The sequence below is a fragment of the Ornithinimicrobium sp. INDO-MA30-4 genome (genome assembly GCF_021535045.1).
Taxonomy (GTDB): domain Bacteria; phylum Actinomycetota; class Actinomycetes; order Actinomycetales; family Dermatophilaceae; genus Ornithinicoccus.
In genome coordinates this window covers 1,767,453-1,783,640 of record NZ_CP091056.1, presented here as the reverse complement: position 1 = coordinate 1,783,640, position 16,188 = coordinate 1,767,453, and the positions used below count along the sequence as shown (strand labels likewise).

Genomic DNA, 16,188 nt, shown 5'->3' with positions numbered 1-16,188 from the left:
TCATCAGTCGTTCAGGGGTGGGTTTTGCGGTTTCGAAGTTTGACTGCGTGTGTTTCGTTGGGTGTTTTGGGTTTGGTGGGCTGCTCGGGGGGAGGTTCGACGTCGCCTGACGTGGAGTCGTCGTCCTCAGGCGGGCGCGTGGCGGCGACCTCTGCTCCGTCAGGTTTCGAGTTGGCTGCCGTCCCGTGTGACGCGGTTGATCGTGAGCCGACGGACATGGAGGCGTCCTTGCTGCGAGAGGCTGGCCCGTTTGCTGGGGAGAAGTTCGATATCGATGCGGAAGCGGTAGCGGCCGCAGTGATGGCGCAGGATCCGAGCAGCGATGAAGAGGGGCCGAGGCGATTTCGGCGCAGATTCAGGGTGATTACGCCCAAACGACTTGCGAGATGATGCAGTTCAGCGCTGATTTGGGTGAGGCGGAGTCTGAGCCTACGGCTGGAGAGGAGCCGGAGGGGCAGTCGGTGGGGACGAACCACTTCGCGGTGGTCTTGGATGCGTCTGGGTCGATGGACGAATCTGCTGGGTCTGGTTCGCGGATGAGTGAGGCGAAGGGTGCAGTTGAAGCATTTGTGAGCGAGTTGCCGGCTCGTGCGACGGTGAGTTTGCGAGTGTATGGGCAGGGCGGTGACAACACTGACGCGGGCAAGGCAGAATCGTGCACTTCGTCCGAGGTGGTCTTTTCGGGTGACCCGAGTGACGAGGCCTTCGGGGTGGCGTTGGGTGGAGTAGAACCCGTGGGGTGGACTCCGTTAGCGAAAGGCATCGCCGATGCCCAGGGTGACATTCCCGATGGGACGACGGACGCGGTGATGTACGTCGTTTCTGATGGCCTAGAGACGTGTGGGGGTGATCCAGTGGTGGCGGCTCAGGGTGTTGCTGATTCAGGGGTGGAGCCCGTCATTAACGTGATTGGCTTCCAGGTTGATGATGCTGACCAGGCGGCGTTGCAGGCTGTTGCGGATGCTGGTGGTGGCGAGTATTCGACGGTGGAGTCTGGTGCGGAGCTCGAAGCATATTGGGCCGCTGAGAAGGATCGGTGGCGCGAGGCCTGGGTCGGGTGGCGCGATGCTGAGGTCGAGCGGTTGCAAGACACGAGGGAGGCTAAAGTCGATGAGGTGAACGACCTAGACGATGCGCTGCGGGATGAAATTAATGATCAGAAGTTTGCCGGGCCCATCGTTGTTCGGGAATTGAATGGAGAGGGCGTTTTTCAGGAGGGGGAGCGGGCCGCTGTGTTGGGGTTGCTGTCGGAGCAGACCCAGGGGCGGCTCGACTATGCGAATGAGTTCAGTGACCTTTCCTTTGTCGTGGGCGACAACTACCTCACCGATGTCACCGACGTTTATGGCTCGGCCGATAACCGGTGGATCGAGCTCTACCAGGACAGCCAGAACAACAACTCCTAACGAAGCTCTAGCCCTTCAGCGACCACGGCCCCCGCGTGGATCACGGTGCGGTCGCTGCTGCGATCCATTACGGCCGAGGCCACCGTCTCGCCAGCGATCAGGTTGAGGTGGGCTGGGTCGCCGACGGCCAGGCCAGGCCGATCGGCTCGGCCAGCCAAGCGCGGGATTGAGCGGTCCATGATGCTGGCTCCACCCATGGTGGCTACGGCTGTGCTGTGCTCAATCAACTCATCAGCACGGAATCCGCTGGTGAAAGCTGGTTGCCAGGTGCGGTCCAACATGTCCGCATTGCCATAGGGCGACCAGTAGTCGCGCTGGCCGTCTTCGCCGAGGCCCACGCGCACGCCTGCGTCGGTGAGGGCAGCCAGCGGGATAGCTGTGCCACCGGGAGCAATGGTGGCTGTTGCAATATCGGCTTCGGCCATCGCCGCCACCAGGTTGGCAACTTCAGTGTCGGTGCCTTGCCACATGCCATAGCCGTGCGAGATGAGGACGTTTCCTGCATACTCAAGGCTTTTGTGCGCTCGATGATCAGGTCGGCGCTGAATCGGCCCAAGGCGCCCGGCTCATGCAGGTGAATGTCGATCGGCTTTTGATACTTCTCGGCCAAGCCAAAAACGACGTCGAGGTGCTTGACCGGGTCGCGGTCTAGCGTGCAGGGTCAATCCCGCCGACAACATCTGCCCCGGCGCGAAGTGCCGCTTCGAGCACCTCCGCCGAGCCAGCCTCGCGGAGCAAGCCAGCCTGCGGGAACGCGATGATCTGCACGTCGGCCCGAGCCGCATGCTTCTCCCGGCCAGCGACCACGGCTTCCAGACGCTCCAACCCAGCATCGGCATCGACCTGGGCGAAACTGCGCATCCGGGTAGTGCCGCGGGCAATCATCATCGACATCGCGAGGTCAACACGTTCGGTGATGCTGACCTCGGCGTCGCGCCAGTTTTGCCGGTCGTTTTGCATCATCGTCCACACGCCAGGCCCACCGGTATGCGGCCGGAACGGCAACCCGAGGCGCGTTGAGTCGAGGTGGACGTGCACATCGGCGAATGTGGGGAGAAGGAGTCGACCATTGCCCTCGACGATCGAGTCTTGCGCATCGGATGCCCGGCCGGCGGCGGGGCGGACGGCACTGATTGACCCGTTGGTGATCTCGACATCGCTGAGGTTTCCACCCCACGGGCGGCAATTGGTGATCAACATGCTCTGAGCCTAGAGGCTGTCGTTTTGCGCGGCTCGGCAGGTGCTTGAGATCTATCGCTCTATCTGTTTGGTTTGAAAGAGGCGGTAGCTCTTTTAAGGCGCATCAACTAGAGGAGTTGGGCATGAAGCAGGCAGGGTCGAAGGCGCTCGCATGGTTGGGTCTCCATCCAGATTCGGAGGGGCCTCGCGTAACACCCGATGAGCGAAGGCAAGCAGGGGCGAACCTGCTAGCTCTAGGCTTAGGCGTACTGGCCTATTTTTTGCTGAGGGCAGAGATGCCAGCCGAAGACGGCTTTGGCGGCTACATCCCACTCATCTTGGCAGTTTCAGTCTCTGCCAATGCCGCGCTCATGGCGAGCTTCCTGCGACGCGGCACGGCCAGAGCCTGAACAACTAGCCTCAGCAGGCTAGTTATGCCGGGGGAGTGCCGCCTGCGGGCCGGGTGTTGCGCTCGGCCTCGGCTGCCGCGCTGGCAGCCTCCTCGCGGGCCCGCCGTAAGGCGTCCTGTGGGTCCTCAAGTTGCGGGCCGTCAATGTCAAACTCGTTGTCCTGTGGGTCTTGGGCTCCCAGAGAGGGGCCATCGAGCGGGTTATCGCCACCATCGCCGTCGCCGCCCAGAGCCTGACCGATGCCCTTCAGTGCCTGGGTCAACTCACTAGGGATCACCCACAACTTATTGGACTCGCCCTGGGCGATCTGCGGCAGCGTCTGCAGGTATTGGTAGGCCAACAACTTGCTGTCCGGGTTGCCCTTGTGGATCGCGTCAAAGACCTGCAAGATCGCTCGTGCTTCACCTTGAGCCTCCAGGATGGCCGACTGCGCGGTTCCTTCGGCCCGCAAGATCTGGGCCTGCTTCTCGCCTTCGGCTTCCAGAATGGACGACTGCTTCACCCCTCGGCATTCAAAATCGTCGCTCGACGGTCGCGCTCAGCGCGCATCTGCTTCTCCATCGAGTCCTGCACGCTCGAGGGCGGGTCAATGGCCTTGAGTTCAACGCGGTTAACGCGGATACCCCAGCGACCGGTGGCCTCATCAAGCACCCCGCGCAGTTGACCGTTGATCTGATCACGACTGGTCAGTGTCTGCTCAAGGTCAAGCGAGCCGATGACGTTACGCAAAGTGGTGACCGTCAACTGCTCGATGCCCTGGATGTAGTTGGCGATCTCATACGTCGCATCCTTGGGATCGGTCGGTTGGTAGTAAATGACCGTGTCGATCGAGACCACCAGGTTGTCGCTGGTGATCACCGGCTGCGGTGGGAAAGATACAACCTGTTCGCGCAGGTCAACGTTGGCTCGGGCCTTGTCGATAAAGGGCACCAAGATGTGCAGGCCAGCGTCGAGCGTGCGGCTGTAACGGCCCAATCGCTCAACGATCACGGCGGTGGCTTGCGGGACGATCCTGATGGCCTTGGCGATGGCGGTCGCAGTAAAGAGGACCAGCAGGATCAGAACGATATAGAGCGCCAGCGTCTGTGGTGACGGCATGTGGGCCTCCTAAGCCGGTGGTTCGGCGGGTGTGGGCAACGGGCGTGGTGCAACGACCGCGGTGGCTCCGTCGATGCGGATCACATCAACGATGAGTCCTACTTCTAACGCTTGGCGGGGGCTTTCCGTTCGCGCAGTCCAGGTTTCGCCGCGCAACTTCACCAGGCCATCGCGATCGGTGACGGTTTCCAGCACTTCAGCGGTGTGACCGACATTGCCGTCCGCGTTGGTGCGAGGTGCCTCGCCATCGAGTTTGAGCCGACGCAATAACACCGGGCGCAACAACACGAGCAGTACGAGCGCGGCCACGACGAAGACGACGACTTGGATAGGGAAGCCAAGCCCGATTGCTGCGCCCCCGGCAGCGGCTAGCGCTGCCACAGCCAGCATGCTGAACACCAAATCCAGCGATGCGACTTCGATCAGGCCAAGCACCAGGGCAGCGCCCACCCACCACAGCCATTGAGTCTCTTTAATCCAGTCCATGGAGTCCCTTCCCTAGGGACTCATCGTATGTCGTGCGTCACAATTTCCCGCGTCGGGGCCGAAACGGAAATCCGTGTCGGATAGAGCGTGCGGCTCACCAAAGCAAAGACTGGCTCAGTTTCGATCAGGAAGGCGTCATGGCCATACGGAGAATTGATCGTGGTGAACTCCACGCACGCGGGGAGTTTGCCAGGGCTGCGCCGTCGGCCGCGGTGAAGAGCCGGTCTGAGTCAATAGACAACACGCGCAGTTGCCCCGTGATCCGCCGCAGCGCCATCTCGACGCCGCCGCGGCCGCGACCGATGTCATGACTGTTCATCGCCTCGGTCAGGGTGAGGTAGGCGTTGGCATCAAACCGGCGCACCAACTTGCGTCCGTGGTGCTGCAAGTAGGACTGCACGGCATACCGGCCGCCGTTCAGTGGTTCTTCACCCAGTTGCGGCGCGGGACCAAATCGTTCATCCAGGTCACCCGCCGCGCGGTATGTCGTGTGCGATTTGGCGGGCCACCTCCAGGCCGTTTCGTGGTCCAGGGCCGGGGTAGTAGTCGCCGCCATTGAAGCCAGCGTCCCCGCGAATGGCGTGGATCTGCGGCGTAGCCCAGGCAATCTGGTCGGCGGTTGCCACCGCGCAGGAGGCGATGACGGCCGTGTTCTTGACCCGACCGGGATAAGACACTGCCCACTCAATCGCTCGCATGCCACCCATCGACCCACCGAAGACGGCAGCGAACGAACTGATCTTGAGCGAGTCAGCCAGCAGCGCTTCAGCGTTGACCTGGTCTCGGATGGTGATGTGCGGGAACGAACTGCCATATGGTTTGCCATCATCCGCTGATGTGCCCGGGCCGGTGCTGCCGCGGCACCCGCCAAGCACGTTGGGGGCAACGACGAACCACTCATCGGTGTCGATCGGGCAACCTGGCCCGATCAGCCCAGGCCACCAACCGGCTGTCGGCTGTCCCGGCCCGACTCACCGACGACGTGGGAGTCGCCGGTGAGGGCATGGAGGACCAAGACAGCGTTGTCGCCAGCTTTGTTGAGGCGCCCCCAGGTTTGATATGCCATCCGCACATCGCTCAGCAACTCGCCCGACTCGGTGCGCAGGTCGCCGACAATGGCGCTGCGCTTGCGCGAAGGTGCAGCGCTGGCACCAGGGTTGGGGGCGCTCGACATTAGCTGGCCGATCCAGCGTTGGCTGACCCGGCGGCGGCGAACCCCAGCTCGAGGTCGGCAATGATGTCGTCGATTGATTCCAACCCCACCGAGAGACGCACCAATCCCGGCGAAACTCCAGCCGCAGCCTGCGCCTCGGGAGTGAGTTGGGAGTGCGTGGTCGAGGCTGGGTGGATGACCAAGGAGCGAACATCGCCGATGTTGGCCACGTGGAGTGCAACTCCAACGCTGAGACAAAAGCCTTGCCAGCCTCGGCGCCGCCAGCGATCTCAAAGGTGAACACGGAGCCAGCGCCTTCTGGCAAATACCTAGCGGCCAGCTCACGCGATGGGTGGCCAGGCAACTCGGCGTAGTTGACGCTCTCGACCTGAACCTGGTGCCCGAGCCATTCGACAACCTTGCGGGCGTTTTCGACGTGGCGCTGCACACGAAGTGACAGGGTCTCGATGCCCTGAGCGATGAGGAAGGCATTGAGCGGTGAGGCGGCCGGTCCGAGGTCGCGCAGCAACTGGACTCGCGCCTTGAGGATGTAGGCCAAGTTGGCGCCGAGCACCCCGTCAGGTCCAAGATCGCGGGCATAAACCAAGCCGTGATAGCTCGGGTCCGGAGTGTTGAAGTTGGCGAAGCGCTCTTGGTGGTCGCCGAAAATAAAGTTGCCGGAGTCGACGATTGCGCCCGCGATCGCTGTGCCGTGGCCGCCGAGGAACTTCGTGGCCGAGTGCACCACGATGTCGGCGCCGTGCTCGATCGGGCGGCAAAGGTAAGGGGTGGCGATCGTGTTGTCGACGATCAACGGGACACCGACCTCATGGGCGACCGCGCTGACGGCTTCGATGTCGAGGACTTGACTGCTCGGGTAGAAATCGACTCCCCGAAGAAAGCGCGGGTCTTGTCGGTTGCGGCCGAACGCCAAGATTCTGCGTCGGTCGGGTCTTCGACGAAGGTGACCTGGATGCCGAGCTTGGGCAACGTGTGCTCAAACAGGTTCTGCGTCCCGCCATACAGGCTGGGTGAAGCGACGATGTGGTCGCCGGCTTCGGCCAGGTTGAGGACGGCCAACGTCGTCGCGGACTGGCCCGAGGCGACGAGCAAAGCGCCGAGTCCGCCTTCGAGGTCGGCAATCCGGTTTTCGACGACCTCGGTGGTGGGATTGTTGAGTCGGGTGTAGATCGGGCCCAACTCGGCCAGCGCGAAGCGGTTGGCGGCTTGCTCGGCGCTGTCGAAGACGAAGGATGTCGTCTGGAAGATGGGTAGTGCTCGTGCACCAGTGGTGGGGTCGGGGCTCTGTCCGGCGTGAATCTGGCGAGTGTCAAAAGACCAAGTCATCGATGGCTCCTGTGCATGTCAACGGTGGTGGTCGCTGGCTCACAGGGAGCGAGCCCGCGCTTGCTGTCGGCCCCCACGGGAGCGGTCGACAGCCTGGTCATCATCCGGGGCACCCCACCGCGGTGGAGGGTTGCCGCCCAGCCAGCCGGCGCTTAACGCTGAGTCTCATGACCACCTACAAGAGTCACGCTAAGCGGGCGCATGAGTGAAGTCAATGCGGCGAAGAGTGCCAAAAACCCCGCAGAAATGAAGATTCTGCGGGGTCCGAGTTAGTTTCCCGTTGGGCTACTTTGCGACCGCAGGTAACTCAAGCCGCCGATGGCCAGGGCAATCACGCCGAAGGCGATCAGGGTGCCAGCGAGGATGCCCACCAAGGGGACGGCCGGCAGAAAGGCGAAACCGAAGGCTCCGGTCGCCCACTCCAGAGCTATCGCGCCAAGGACCGCGACAAACAATGTGCATAGACCATAGGTCACGGTCAGCCATGATGTGCCTTCGGGGGCCTGAGGCGCTTCTGGCTCGACGTACGGCACCACCTCGGTGCCTGTGCCAGTCGGGTTGTTACTCATCGCTGCTCTCCCTCATCTGTCGTGATGGCGTCAATCTGGACGGTTCCGGCCGTCACATCAACGCTCAGGTCATATCCATCACCGGTGCCGATGACGAAGGTCCGGTCTACAAACACGCCGCCAGTGCTGCCATCAACGTCTTCGCCGAAGCCGCTGGCGAAGACCTCACCAGCCGAGACCGCCACGTTGACGGTGCCGGCCTGCTCGGCTGGAAGCATGATGAGGACATCTCCTGCGCTGACATCGAGCGTCGGCTCGTAACCCTCCAACTCAGAGGGGCTGAGACCGGTCAGATCGAGGACGACGTTGCCGGCGCCCGACTGGAAGGATTTTTCGCTGGGGTCACTCGGGACAAAGATCGAGTCGGCGGTGTTGACGTAGAAGCCTTCGCTGTTGAATTCAGTGACAAAGTCAGCCTCATAGCGATCAAAGCTGTAGCCGCCCATGACCGCTGGTGGTGCCACGAGTAGTCCGGTTCCGGCTACGAAACCCAGGAAGCCTGCGCGGCGCCCTTGGATGCCCAAGATGACCAGGGCGGTGCCGACAACCACTAGTCCAGCAAGTCCACCAAGCGCCAGCCCGACCAAGGGTTGAGAGGACAACGCAAGGACGATGGCTCCGGCAGCGATGACAGCGAGGCCAAGAACTGCCAGGGTGATGGGGCCACCGGGGCCCTTGCGCCGCGGCGTTCGGGGTGGAGGAGAGGAAACGGGCGAGCCGACATACCGACGTGATCCGGGGAGGGTCGGCCAGCATCTCCTCGGACGGGATCTGCCATGACATCAGTGCTGGGCGGGGGCGGCGGCGAGTAGGCCCGTTGGGAAACGGCGCCGGTTTCGGGTCGCCTTGTCCAGACGTACCAAAGAGCCCAGCCGATCACCAGTGTGACCGCGATATCCGCGAAGCTGAAATTGCTCCATCCGAAGACTCCGGTCGTGAGGCCGCCCAGCCCCACCAGCACGGTCACCACGAAGAGGAAGATCGAACTGCCGCGACCGCCGCGCAGCCCCATCTCGGCGTGGGTCTGCTCATTGCGGTCGGGGATCAAAAACCACGCCAGCAAATAGGCCAACAGGCCCAAGCCGAAGAAGATGCCCAGCAGCACTGCTCCAGCTCGGATCACGAGCGGATCCAGCCCGACTCGATGCCCCAAACCCGCGCACACCCCGCCAACCCAGCTGTCTGAGGTGCGCCGCATGTCGACACGGCGCAACTTAGTAAAGAAGTCGTCCTTGGGCCTATTGGTCTGCTCTGGGCCCGGTTCGTCGACCGATGCCTGCGAGCTTTGCGTTGTCATGCCTTCACTCTCCGGTGACACGAGGGCCCCTCGCTATGAGGGGCGACCCTGATTCAACCCTGAGTTTGCCCTGATTACCCCGAGATTGTCGGACATGGGGATATCAGGTGCGACAAGATGCAGGTATGGATAGCGCTTCGACCCCCACGTTGCAGCGGCCGCAAGAGGGCCGTTGGCTGGGTGGAGTATGCGCTGGCCTGGCTGAGCACCTGGCAATTTCAGTCGTGCTGGTGCGAACCGTGATGGTTGGCCTGGCGCTGCTGAATGGGGCCGGGGTGATCGCCTATCTCTTTCTGTGGGGATTCGCGCCGAGCGATGATTCCGAGCCCAAGACATTCGCGGGGGTACTGACACTGCTGCGATTTGGCGCGTTCCTGACCGCTGGTGGGCTCGTCGTCGCTGGGTTGGACGCGACGGGCCAGTCACCTTCCCTGGGCTGGGTCGCCGCTGGCCTTATCGCCCTCGGGGCGCTCGCCGTGTGGTCACAACTTGCGGCCAGCACCCAGGCCCCACCCAGTGGCAGTCGGTGGAGCCAAGCTTGGGTGGGGGCACGCCTGGTCTTGGGGCTCGCGATCGCTGCGGTCGGACTCATTCTGCTGGTCACGCGAGGAGATTCCTGGCGAGAATGGATCGAATTGCTGGCGGTGCTGGGTGCCGTCCTGGCGGGTTTGGCGCTCATCGCGACCCCCGCGGTGAGCAGGGTGTGGCAGCAACTTCGCACGGAGCAGGCGGCCAGAGCGCGGGAATCTGAGCGAGCCGATATCGCCGCCCACTTGCATGACTCCGTATTGCAGACACTGGCTTTGATCCAACGTAACTCGGACAACTCTGAAGTCACCAGGTTGGCGCGGGCCCAAGAGCGTGAGCTGCGGCAATGGCTGTTTGCCGGCTCTCCGCAAGAGCAATTGACGTTGGCCGCGGCACTCGCGGCAGTGGCGGGGAGGTCGAAGATCGCCACGGCATACCTCTAGAAGTTGTGGTTTCCGGGGATCGTGCGATGAGCGACGCTGGCCAGGCCGTTGTGTCTGCAATGCGCGAAGCGTTGGTGAATGCATCAGTGCATGCGGCACCGCCGATCTCGGCCTACGTCGAAATCGGCCCGCAAGGGTGTCGGCTTTCGTCCGTGACCATGGAGCCGGGTTCGAGATCGCTGAGATAGCCGAAGACCGGGGCGGCGTGAACGGGTCGATCAGGGACCGGATGGCTCGACACGGCGGAGCTGCGACATTCCGGCGCCGCGACCCGGGTATGGAAGTGGAGCTCGAGATGCCGATGGCGCGTGAGAACAGCGAGATCAGGGAGACGTCATGAGCGAGGAGTCGCAGTTCCGGGTGGTCCTCGTTGATGACCATCGCATCTTTCGGGCGGGGGTGCGAGCTGAATTAGCGCAGATGTCCCAAGACCTTGAGATCGTGGGCGAGGCTGGCAACGTCGAGGCCGCCATCGACGTCATCGCTCAGACGCAGCCCGATGTGGTCTTGCTCGATGTGCACCTGCCTGGTGGTGGCGGGCATGGCGGTGCTGACGTGTTGAAAGGCAGCGGCGGGGTGCGAAGCCTGGCCGGTCAGCCAGTGCGATTTTTGGCGCTCTCGGTCTCAGATGCCGCCGACGACGTGATCACTGTCATCCGCTCTGGCGCTCGCGGTTATGTCACCAAGACGATCAGCTCGGGCGATTTGGCGTCGGCGATCGTGCGGGTGGCCGAGGGCGATGCGGTGTTTAGCCCACGGTTGGCCGGGTTTGTTCTGGACGCCTTTGGCGCTGCGGCGGGAGAGATCGCTGAGGTCGACGAAGAATTAGATCGACTCAGCAAGCGAGAGCGCGAGGTGATGCGGTTGATCGCTCGCGGCTACCAATACAAAGAAGTGGCCAAAGAGTTGTACATCTCAGTCAAAACGGTGGAGACCCACGTGTCGGCGGTGCTGCGCAAACTGCAGTTGTCATCCCGACATGAGCTCACCGCCTGGGCGATGGACCGGCGACTTCTCTAGACCCATGGTTGCGGTCTGCGGGTCGGTAAGCGATAGTCGGAATTGGCCCGCAGAGCAACGATGCTTTGTGCGCGGCAGGGGCCGGTGACGACGAGGTTGTAGGCAGGGGTTAGTCCATGAGTTCAATTGCGTTGGCGCTCATCGGTATCGGCATGATCATCACGGGATACGTGCTGTATTCGCGGTTCTTGGCCACCAAGGTTTATGCCCTTGAGCCCGATGGAGTGACACCGTCGCACGAACTTGCGGACGGCGTTGACTTCGTCCCGACCAACAAATTTGTCCTCTGGGGTCACCACTTCACCTCCGTCGCCGGCGCGGCGCCCATTGTGGGCCCTGCCATCGCCGTGATTTGGGGTTGGCTGCCTGCTTTCTTGTGGGTCACGATCGGCACTGTCTTTTTCGCCGGCGCACACGACATGGGTGCGCTCTGGGCCTCCAGTCGCAACAAGGGGAAGTCGATGGGGGCGCTGTCTGAGCGCTACATCGGCAAGCGTGGAAGCCGCCTATTCTTGGTCGTGATCTTCCTACTGTTGCTGATGGTCAACGCAGCCTTTGCCGTGGTGATCGCTGGCTTGCTGGTCTCAACGCCGACCGCGGTGATCCCGACTTGGGGCGCCATTGCCGTGGCAATTGTGATTGGTCAAGTGCTGCGACGCGGCTGGGGCGGACTTGGCCTGGCCTCGGTGGTCGGTGTACTCGCGCTGTATGCCCTGATCTTGCTGGGAAACGCCGTCCCGATCTCGCTGCCGGACTCGACATTTGGCCTGCCAGCCAACTCGGTCTGGATCATCTTGCTCTTCCTCTATGCCGGGGTCGCTTCGGTGCTGCCGGTGTGGATGCTGCTGCAGCCGCGCGACTACATCAACGGCCTGCAACTGTTCGTCGCGCTTGGCCTGCTGTATGCCTCGGTCCTCATCGCATCGCCGACCATCGTCGCTCCAGCCATCAACCAGAATGTCCCCGAAGGCACCCCGGGCATTGTTCCGCTGCTGTTCGTGACGATTGCCTGTGGCGCCATCTCCGGATTCCACGGGATGGTCTGCTCCGGCACAAGTTCTAAGCAGTTGGACAAAGAACCTGATATTCGGTTCGTCGGTTACTTCGGGGCAGTTGGCGAAGGCTTGTTGGCCCTTGGTGCGATCCTGGCCACTACGGCAGGTTTCGCCACCCTCGAAGCGTGGCAAGCGACATACAGCGAGTTTGGTGCGGGCAGTGTTGGTGCCTTCGTGCAGGGTGGCGGCGCGATTGTCGAGAGCGGCCTGGGGCTGCCTGCCTCGTTGGCCAACACGATTTTGGCGACGACGGCCATCCTGTTCGCTGCCACCACCATGGACACCGGGGTGCGACTGCAACGCTTCGTCGTCCAAGAGATGGGTGAAGTTGCTGGCGTGAAGCTGGGCAAGGGCTCCTCGACGATTATTGCGCTGATCGTTGCCGTTGGCCTGACCTTCGGTGCTGGCTCGGACGGCTCCGGTGGCATGTTGATCTGGCCGCTGTTTGGCACGACCAACCAGTTGATGGCTGGCCTGACGCTCTCGGTTGTTGCGGTCATGGTGCTGCGACGAGGCCGTAGCGCAATGCCACTGATTATCCCGTTGGTGTTTGTGCTGAGTATGTCGGTGTTCGCTCTGTTTGTGCAGATGGGCACATTCTGGAACGACCAAAACTGGCTGCTCCTCGGCCTCGACATCGTCATTTTGGTATGCGCGGTCTGGATCATCATCGAAGCCACCTCGGCGATGCGCAGTGCTCAGGCCGATGGGCCCGATGTTGACTGGGCGCAGGAGCGGGCGCGCGAGAAGGCCCCGCGCTAGGGGCTAAGGCCTAACCGCCTGGCACGAAAAACTCCACAGCGGTGCCGTCGAGGTCCGACACGGTGATCGCTAGGTGGTCGATTCCAAGAGTTTGGGCATGACTCGAGTGAGCACCCACCTGACACAAAGTGATGGCCGCCCCGGCAAACCGGGACGGCCATCACTTCGTTAAGCGTGACTCAGAAGTTGATCATGTGCCCCGCGATGCCGTGCACTGCTTCCTTCACGGACTCACCCAAGGTCGGGTGAGCAAAGATGCTGCGTGACACCTCATCGGCCGTCAGGTCCCAACGCTGTGCCAGGTTCAAGACCGGCAGCAACTCGGTGACGTCGGGGCCAATCATGTGCGCACCGATGATCTCGTTGTGCTCGGCGTCCGCAATGACCTTGACGAAACCGACGGTCTCACCCAGGCCGGCAGCCTTGCCATTGGCAGCAAACGGGAACTTGGCGACTTTGATCTCGTGGCCGCGCTCCTTAGCCTGCTCCTCGGTGTAGCCCATTGAGGCGATCTGCGGGTGGCAGTAGGTCGCGCGCGGGATGAAGTCATATTCGATCTCCATCGTCTCAGCGTCGGCGATGGTCTCAGCAGCGACGATGCCCTGAGCCTCAGCTGTGTGGGCCAACATCAATTTGGCGGTCACATCGCCGATGGCGTAAACGCCGTCAACGTTGGTGCGGCCACGGCCATCGATCTCGATGGCGCCGCGGTCGGTCAACTCCACGCCTGCAGCCTCAAGGCCAAAGCCTTCGGTGCGCGGCTTGAAGCCAATGGCCTGCATGACCTTGTCGGTCTCCAAGACCTTGGAGTCGCCGCCATCAGCGGGGGAGACGGTGACCTTTACCTTGTCGCCGGAGTCGTCAATCGACTCGACCTTGGTGGACGTCATCAACTTCACGCCGAGCTTTTGTACTGCTTGTGCAACTCCTTGGAGACCTCGGGGTCTTCGAGCGGCACGATGCGGTCGAGGAACTCAACGATGGTGACGTCGACGCCGAAGTTTTTCATGACATACGCAAACTCCACGCCAATGGCGCCGGAGCCAGCAATGATGATGCTCTCGGGCAGTTCGTCGGTGAGGATCTGCTCTTCGTAGGTGACAACGCGGTCGGACAACTCGGTGCCCGGGATGAGGCGCGTCGTGGCGCCGGTCGCGATGATCAGATCGTCGAAGGAGAGGTCTTGGGTCCCGCCGTCGTTGAGCTCGACGCTCATGGACTTGGCATCCTTGAGGGTGCCCCAACCATCGATCTCGGTGATCTTGTTCTTCTTCATCAAGAAGTGAACACCCTTGACGATGCCAGCAGAAACCTGGCGGCTACGGGCATGTGTCGGGCCGTACGACATGGTCGCGTCGCCCTCAATGCCGAACTTCTTCTTGTCGTGGGTCAGCGTGTGCGCCAACTCGGCGTTCTTCAGAAGCGCCTTGGAAGGGATACAGCCAACGTTGAGGCAGACACCACCCCAATACTTCTTTTCCACCACAGCAACGCTCTTCCCCAGTTGGGCTGCGCGGATTGCCGCGACATACCCACCGGGGCCAGCGCCAAGGACAACAACGTCATAGTGATCGACCATGCGGCTAGTATGCCGTGTGCGGTCAAATGTGCCTAGGCGGGCTCACCAGTTGACGGAACCGAGTGGGCGAAGAGTGTCCAACTGGTAGTGGTTAAGCCCGTTGGCGGTCACCGTCCAGAGCGTGTCCCCAATGACCATGGTTCGCTCGATGCCTTCCTGGTGGGCCGAGGTCCCTAGTGGCGCTCCTTCGATGAGCGATTCGCCCTCAATCGTGAAGGAGACGCCGGTGGACATCACGGGGTAGGCGCTCTCCTCGGCAAGCGGGTCAACCATGGGGGTGTAGGTCCAGGTCGGTAAGAACGCCTGGCCGGTCTGCGGCCAATAGGTGAAGGCGTGGTGGTCTGACTCTGCCAGCGAGCTAGCGCCGGGCCACATCAGTTGATCCACGAGCTCAGGGTTTGCGAGGTTGCTGATGTCGAAGAGGGACGCCTGGAGGCCCTGCTCAATGCCTGTTGAGGGGTCCGCGTCTTGGCCGATCCCCAGGAGATGGTCGTCGCCAATGGGGTGTAGGTAGGCGGAGTAGCCATCGATCTTCAGCTCGCCGCGCACGACGGGGTCTGCCGGCTCCGATGTGTCGATCAAATAGAGCGGGTCCGTCTGGCGGAACGTCACCACCGCGGCCAAGTCAGGCGACAGGTAGCGCACCGACTTGATCTCCTCGGTGACACCTAAGTCCTCGACGCTGCCGAGGACGGTGAGGTCGGCACCGTCCCTGGCCAACGTGAAGAGGGTCGAGGACGATGCTGGGCCATCCCACTGGCCTTCGCTCGTAGTGGCCACCCGGATGATGCCCTCGCTCTCGCTGAGAGCGAATTGGTCGACGATGCGCCCTCGCACCTGGCCAGAAGCCGCATACTCAGCTGGGGCAGTGCTGCCAATATCAAAGGTATGCAGGTTGGTGGCGTAATCATTAGCCTCGCTCTGCCATTCGCTACCCGCGACAACGAGTTGGTCGGTTGAGGCATAGATCGTGCCTGGGCTAGCGACCAGCGCTACCGACGACGAGCTAGCTTCGGCCGGATTGGCTGCCTGCATGGTCGTCACCGCCACAGTCCCAAAGCCGCTGAACTGGGCTGGCCTGACAGTTTCCTCGCAATCTGCCACTGAGCCCGGCACCCATTGCGACAAGGTCGAATTGGTGATGATCTCGCGATTGGCCGTGGTCGCTCGGCGCCGATCCCACCAGGAGTCACTGTCGGGGTATTGGAAGCGCAAGGTCGGCTCAGCGCTAGTGACCAGCCGGACCGTGCCCTGGACCATCCGAGCTGACTCATATTGGCCGCTGATGGTGTGTGATCCGAGGATTTGCGGTGCGACTGGGTCCGAAACGTCCACCTGAATGATGGTGGTGCTGGGCGAGGTAGGTGCGGAGACGATAACCACGAGGGTGTCGGCATCGAGTAAGAGTTTGGTCTCCCGGGGAGGAGGTGTTCATCCAACGCAGTGCTGGAGCGCAGGCTGGCGCTCGCAGCATCGACGACCTTCAGTTGCCCATCTGCCACGGTGAAGATCGACGTCCCGTTGGTTTGGACGAGGTCGGGCTCAAGCACTCCAACTTCTTGCACGTTGGTCGTGGAGTAGGGCTGCGCTGCCTCTGCGCCACTGGCATCCGCGCCGTCCTCGGCGAACATGATGTCCTCCTGGCCCTGGTGAAGCCCCAGGCCATAGGGCCCGACCTGATCAAGGGCATTGCTGACGTAGTAGTCGAGAAGTTCGTCGCACGAAGCAAACATTGCGCCCGGCATGCTCGGGGAGTTGGGTTGCTTGGCGACAGGGGCGGCGCAGCCCAGCAGCAAAGTAAGGGCAATGCAGAGAGTCCGGCGTTGCATGATCGTCCCGTTTCATCGGCTTGCGGT

The 16,188-nt window shown here is 62.2% G+C and carries 15 protein-coding genes, 5 pseudogenes and 1 riboswitch; of the genes and pseudogenes, 7 read left to right on the top strand and 13 right to left on the bottom strand.

Annotated features, from left to right (window positions below):
• Positions 1-138: 138 nt before the first annotated feature.
• Complete coding sequence (locus tag L0A91_RS10490) at positions 139-390, top strand: hypothetical protein (RefSeq protein WP_235244418.1); 252 nt, start codon at positions 139-141, stop codon at positions 388-390.
• Complete coding sequence (locus L0A91_RS10485) at positions 387-1,406, top strand: VWA domain-containing protein (protein ID WP_235244417.1); 1,020 nt, start codon at positions 387-389, stop codon at positions 1,404-1,406. The genes L0A91_RS10490 and L0A91_RS10485 overlap by 4 nt, the downstream gene beginning before the upstream one ends.
• Here L0A91_RS10485 and L0A91_RS10480 read toward each other — a convergent pair.
• Positions 1,403-2,606: pseudogene (locus L0A91_RS10480) on the bottom strand (amidohydrolase family protein). The gene L0A91_RS10485 and the pseudogene L0A91_RS10480 overlap by 4 nt on opposite strands.
• A gap of 260 nt (positions 2,607-2,866) precedes the next feature.
• Between L0A91_RS10480 and L0A91_RS17520 the strand changes: the two are divergent.
• Positions 2,867-2,995, top strand: a complete 129-nt coding sequence (locus L0A91_RS17520) for a hypothetical protein (RefSeq protein WP_260115190.1) — start codon at positions 2,867-2,869, stop codon at positions 2,993-2,995.
• Between the two features lie 22 nt (positions 2,996-3,017).
• Here the strand turns inward: L0A91_RS17520 and L0A91_RS10475 are convergent.
• From L0A91_RS10475 to L0A91_RS10435, 9 genes and pseudogenes are all read right to left on the bottom strand, one after another.
• A pseudogene (locus tag L0A91_RS10475) lies at positions 3,018-4,093 on the bottom strand (SPFH domain-containing protein).
• 9 nt (positions 4,094-4,102) lie between these two features.
• The gene (locus tag L0A91_RS10470; protein WP_235244415.1) at positions 4,103-4,579 is read right to left on the bottom strand and encodes an NfeD family protein; all 477 of its coding nucleotides are present in this window, start codon (positions 4,577-4,579) and stop codon (positions 4,103-4,105) included.
• A gap of 124 nt (positions 4,580-4,703) precedes the next feature.
• Positions 4,704-4,979, bottom strand: a complete 276-nt coding sequence (locus L0A91_RS10465; RefSeq protein WP_235244414.1) for a hypothetical protein — start codon at positions 4,977-4,979, stop codon at positions 4,704-4,706.
• A gap of 67 nt (positions 4,980-5,046) precedes the next feature.
• Entirely contained in the window at positions 5,047-5,454 is a 408-nt protein-coding gene (locus L0A91_RS10460) for an alpha/beta fold hydrolase (protein ID WP_397333705.1), read from the bottom strand.
• A 53-nt stretch (positions 5,455-5,507) separates the two neighbouring features.
• The gene (locus tag L0A91_RS10455; protein WP_235244413.1) at positions 5,508-5,753 is read right to left on the bottom strand and encodes a hypothetical protein; all 246 of its coding nucleotides are present in this window, start codon (positions 5,751-5,753) and stop codon (positions 5,508-5,510) included.
• A 98-nt stretch (positions 5,754-5,851) separates the two neighbouring features.
• Positions 5,852-7,079, bottom strand: a pseudogene (locus L0A91_RS10450) (O-acetylhomoserine aminocarboxypropyltransferase/cysteine synthase family protein); the annotation flags it as partial.
• A 51-nt stretch (positions 7,080-7,130) separates the two neighbouring features.
• Positions 7,131-7,252: riboswitch (SAM riboswitch) on the bottom strand.
• 96 nt (positions 7,253-7,348) lie between these two features.
• The gene (locus L0A91_RS10445) at positions 7,349-7,648 is read right to left on the bottom strand and encodes a hypothetical protein (protein ID WP_235244412.1); all 300 of its coding nucleotides are present in this window, start codon (positions 7,646-7,648) and stop codon (positions 7,349-7,351) included.
• Positions 7,645-8,199, bottom strand: a complete 555-nt coding sequence (locus tag L0A91_RS10440; protein WP_235244411.1) for a hypothetical protein — start codon at positions 8,197-8,199, stop codon at positions 7,645-7,647. The genes L0A91_RS10445 and L0A91_RS10440 overlap by 4 nt, the downstream gene beginning before the upstream one ends.
• On the bottom strand, positions 8,199-8,945 hold the full coding sequence (locus L0A91_RS10435) for a PspC domain-containing protein (RefSeq protein ID WP_235244410.1): 747 nt from the start codon (positions 8,943-8,945) through the stop codon (positions 8,199-8,201). Before L0A91_RS10435 ends, L0A91_RS10440 begins: the two co-directional genes overlap by 1 nt.
• Before the next feature lie 125 nt (positions 8,946-9,070).
• Between L0A91_RS10435 and L0A91_RS10430 the strand changes: the two genes are divergently transcribed.
• The 4 genes from L0A91_RS10430 to L0A91_RS10415 all read left to right on the top strand — a co-directional run bounded on the left by L0A91_RS10430 (position 9,071) and on the right by L0A91_RS10415 (position 12,753).
• A complete protein-coding gene (locus L0A91_RS10430) occupies positions 9,071-9,916 on the top strand; it encodes an ATP-binding protein (RefSeq protein WP_235244408.1) in 846 nt (281 codons plus the stop codon).
• 26 nt (positions 9,917-9,942) lie between these two features.
• Positions 9,943-10,104 carry a hypothetical protein gene (locus L0A91_RS10425; protein WP_235244405.1) on the top strand — a complete coding sequence of 54 codons (162 nt, stop codon included), beginning with the start codon at positions 9,943-9,945 and terminating at the stop codon, positions 10,102-10,104.
• A gap of 148 nt (positions 10,105-10,252) precedes the next feature.
• Positions 10,253-10,936 (top strand): response regulator transcription factor, encoded by a 684-nt coding sequence (locus L0A91_RS10420; protein ID WP_235244404.1) that lies wholly within the window; start codon positions 10,253-10,255, stop codon positions 10,934-10,936.
• A 116-nt stretch (positions 10,937-11,052) separates the two neighbouring features.
• Positions 11,053-12,753: a carbon starvation protein A gene (locus tag L0A91_RS10415; protein WP_235244402.1), complete on the top strand. Its 1,701-nt coding sequence runs from the start codon at positions 11,053-11,055 to the stop codon at positions 12,751-12,753.
• A gap of 179 nt (positions 12,754-12,932) precedes the next feature.
• Here L0A91_RS10415 and lpdA read toward each other — a convergent pair.
• From lpdA to L0A91_RS19905, 3 genes and pseudogenes are all read right to left on the bottom strand, one after another.
• Positions 12,933-14,272, bottom strand: a pseudogene (gene lpdA / locus L0A91_RS19910) (dihydrolipoyl dehydrogenase).
• A 102-nt stretch (positions 14,273-14,374) separates the two neighbouring features.
• Positions 14,375-15,715 (bottom strand): beta-propeller domain-containing protein, encoded by a 1,341-nt coding sequence (locus L0A91_RS10400; RefSeq protein ID WP_260115189.1) that lies wholly within the window; start codon positions 15,713-15,715, stop codon positions 14,375-14,377.
• A 107-nt stretch (positions 15,716-15,822) separates the two neighbouring features.
• Positions 15,823-15,963 (bottom strand): annotated as a pseudogene (locus L0A91_RS19905) (beta-propeller domain-containing protein); the annotation flags it as partial.
• Positions 15,964-16,188 lie beyond the last annotated feature (225 nt).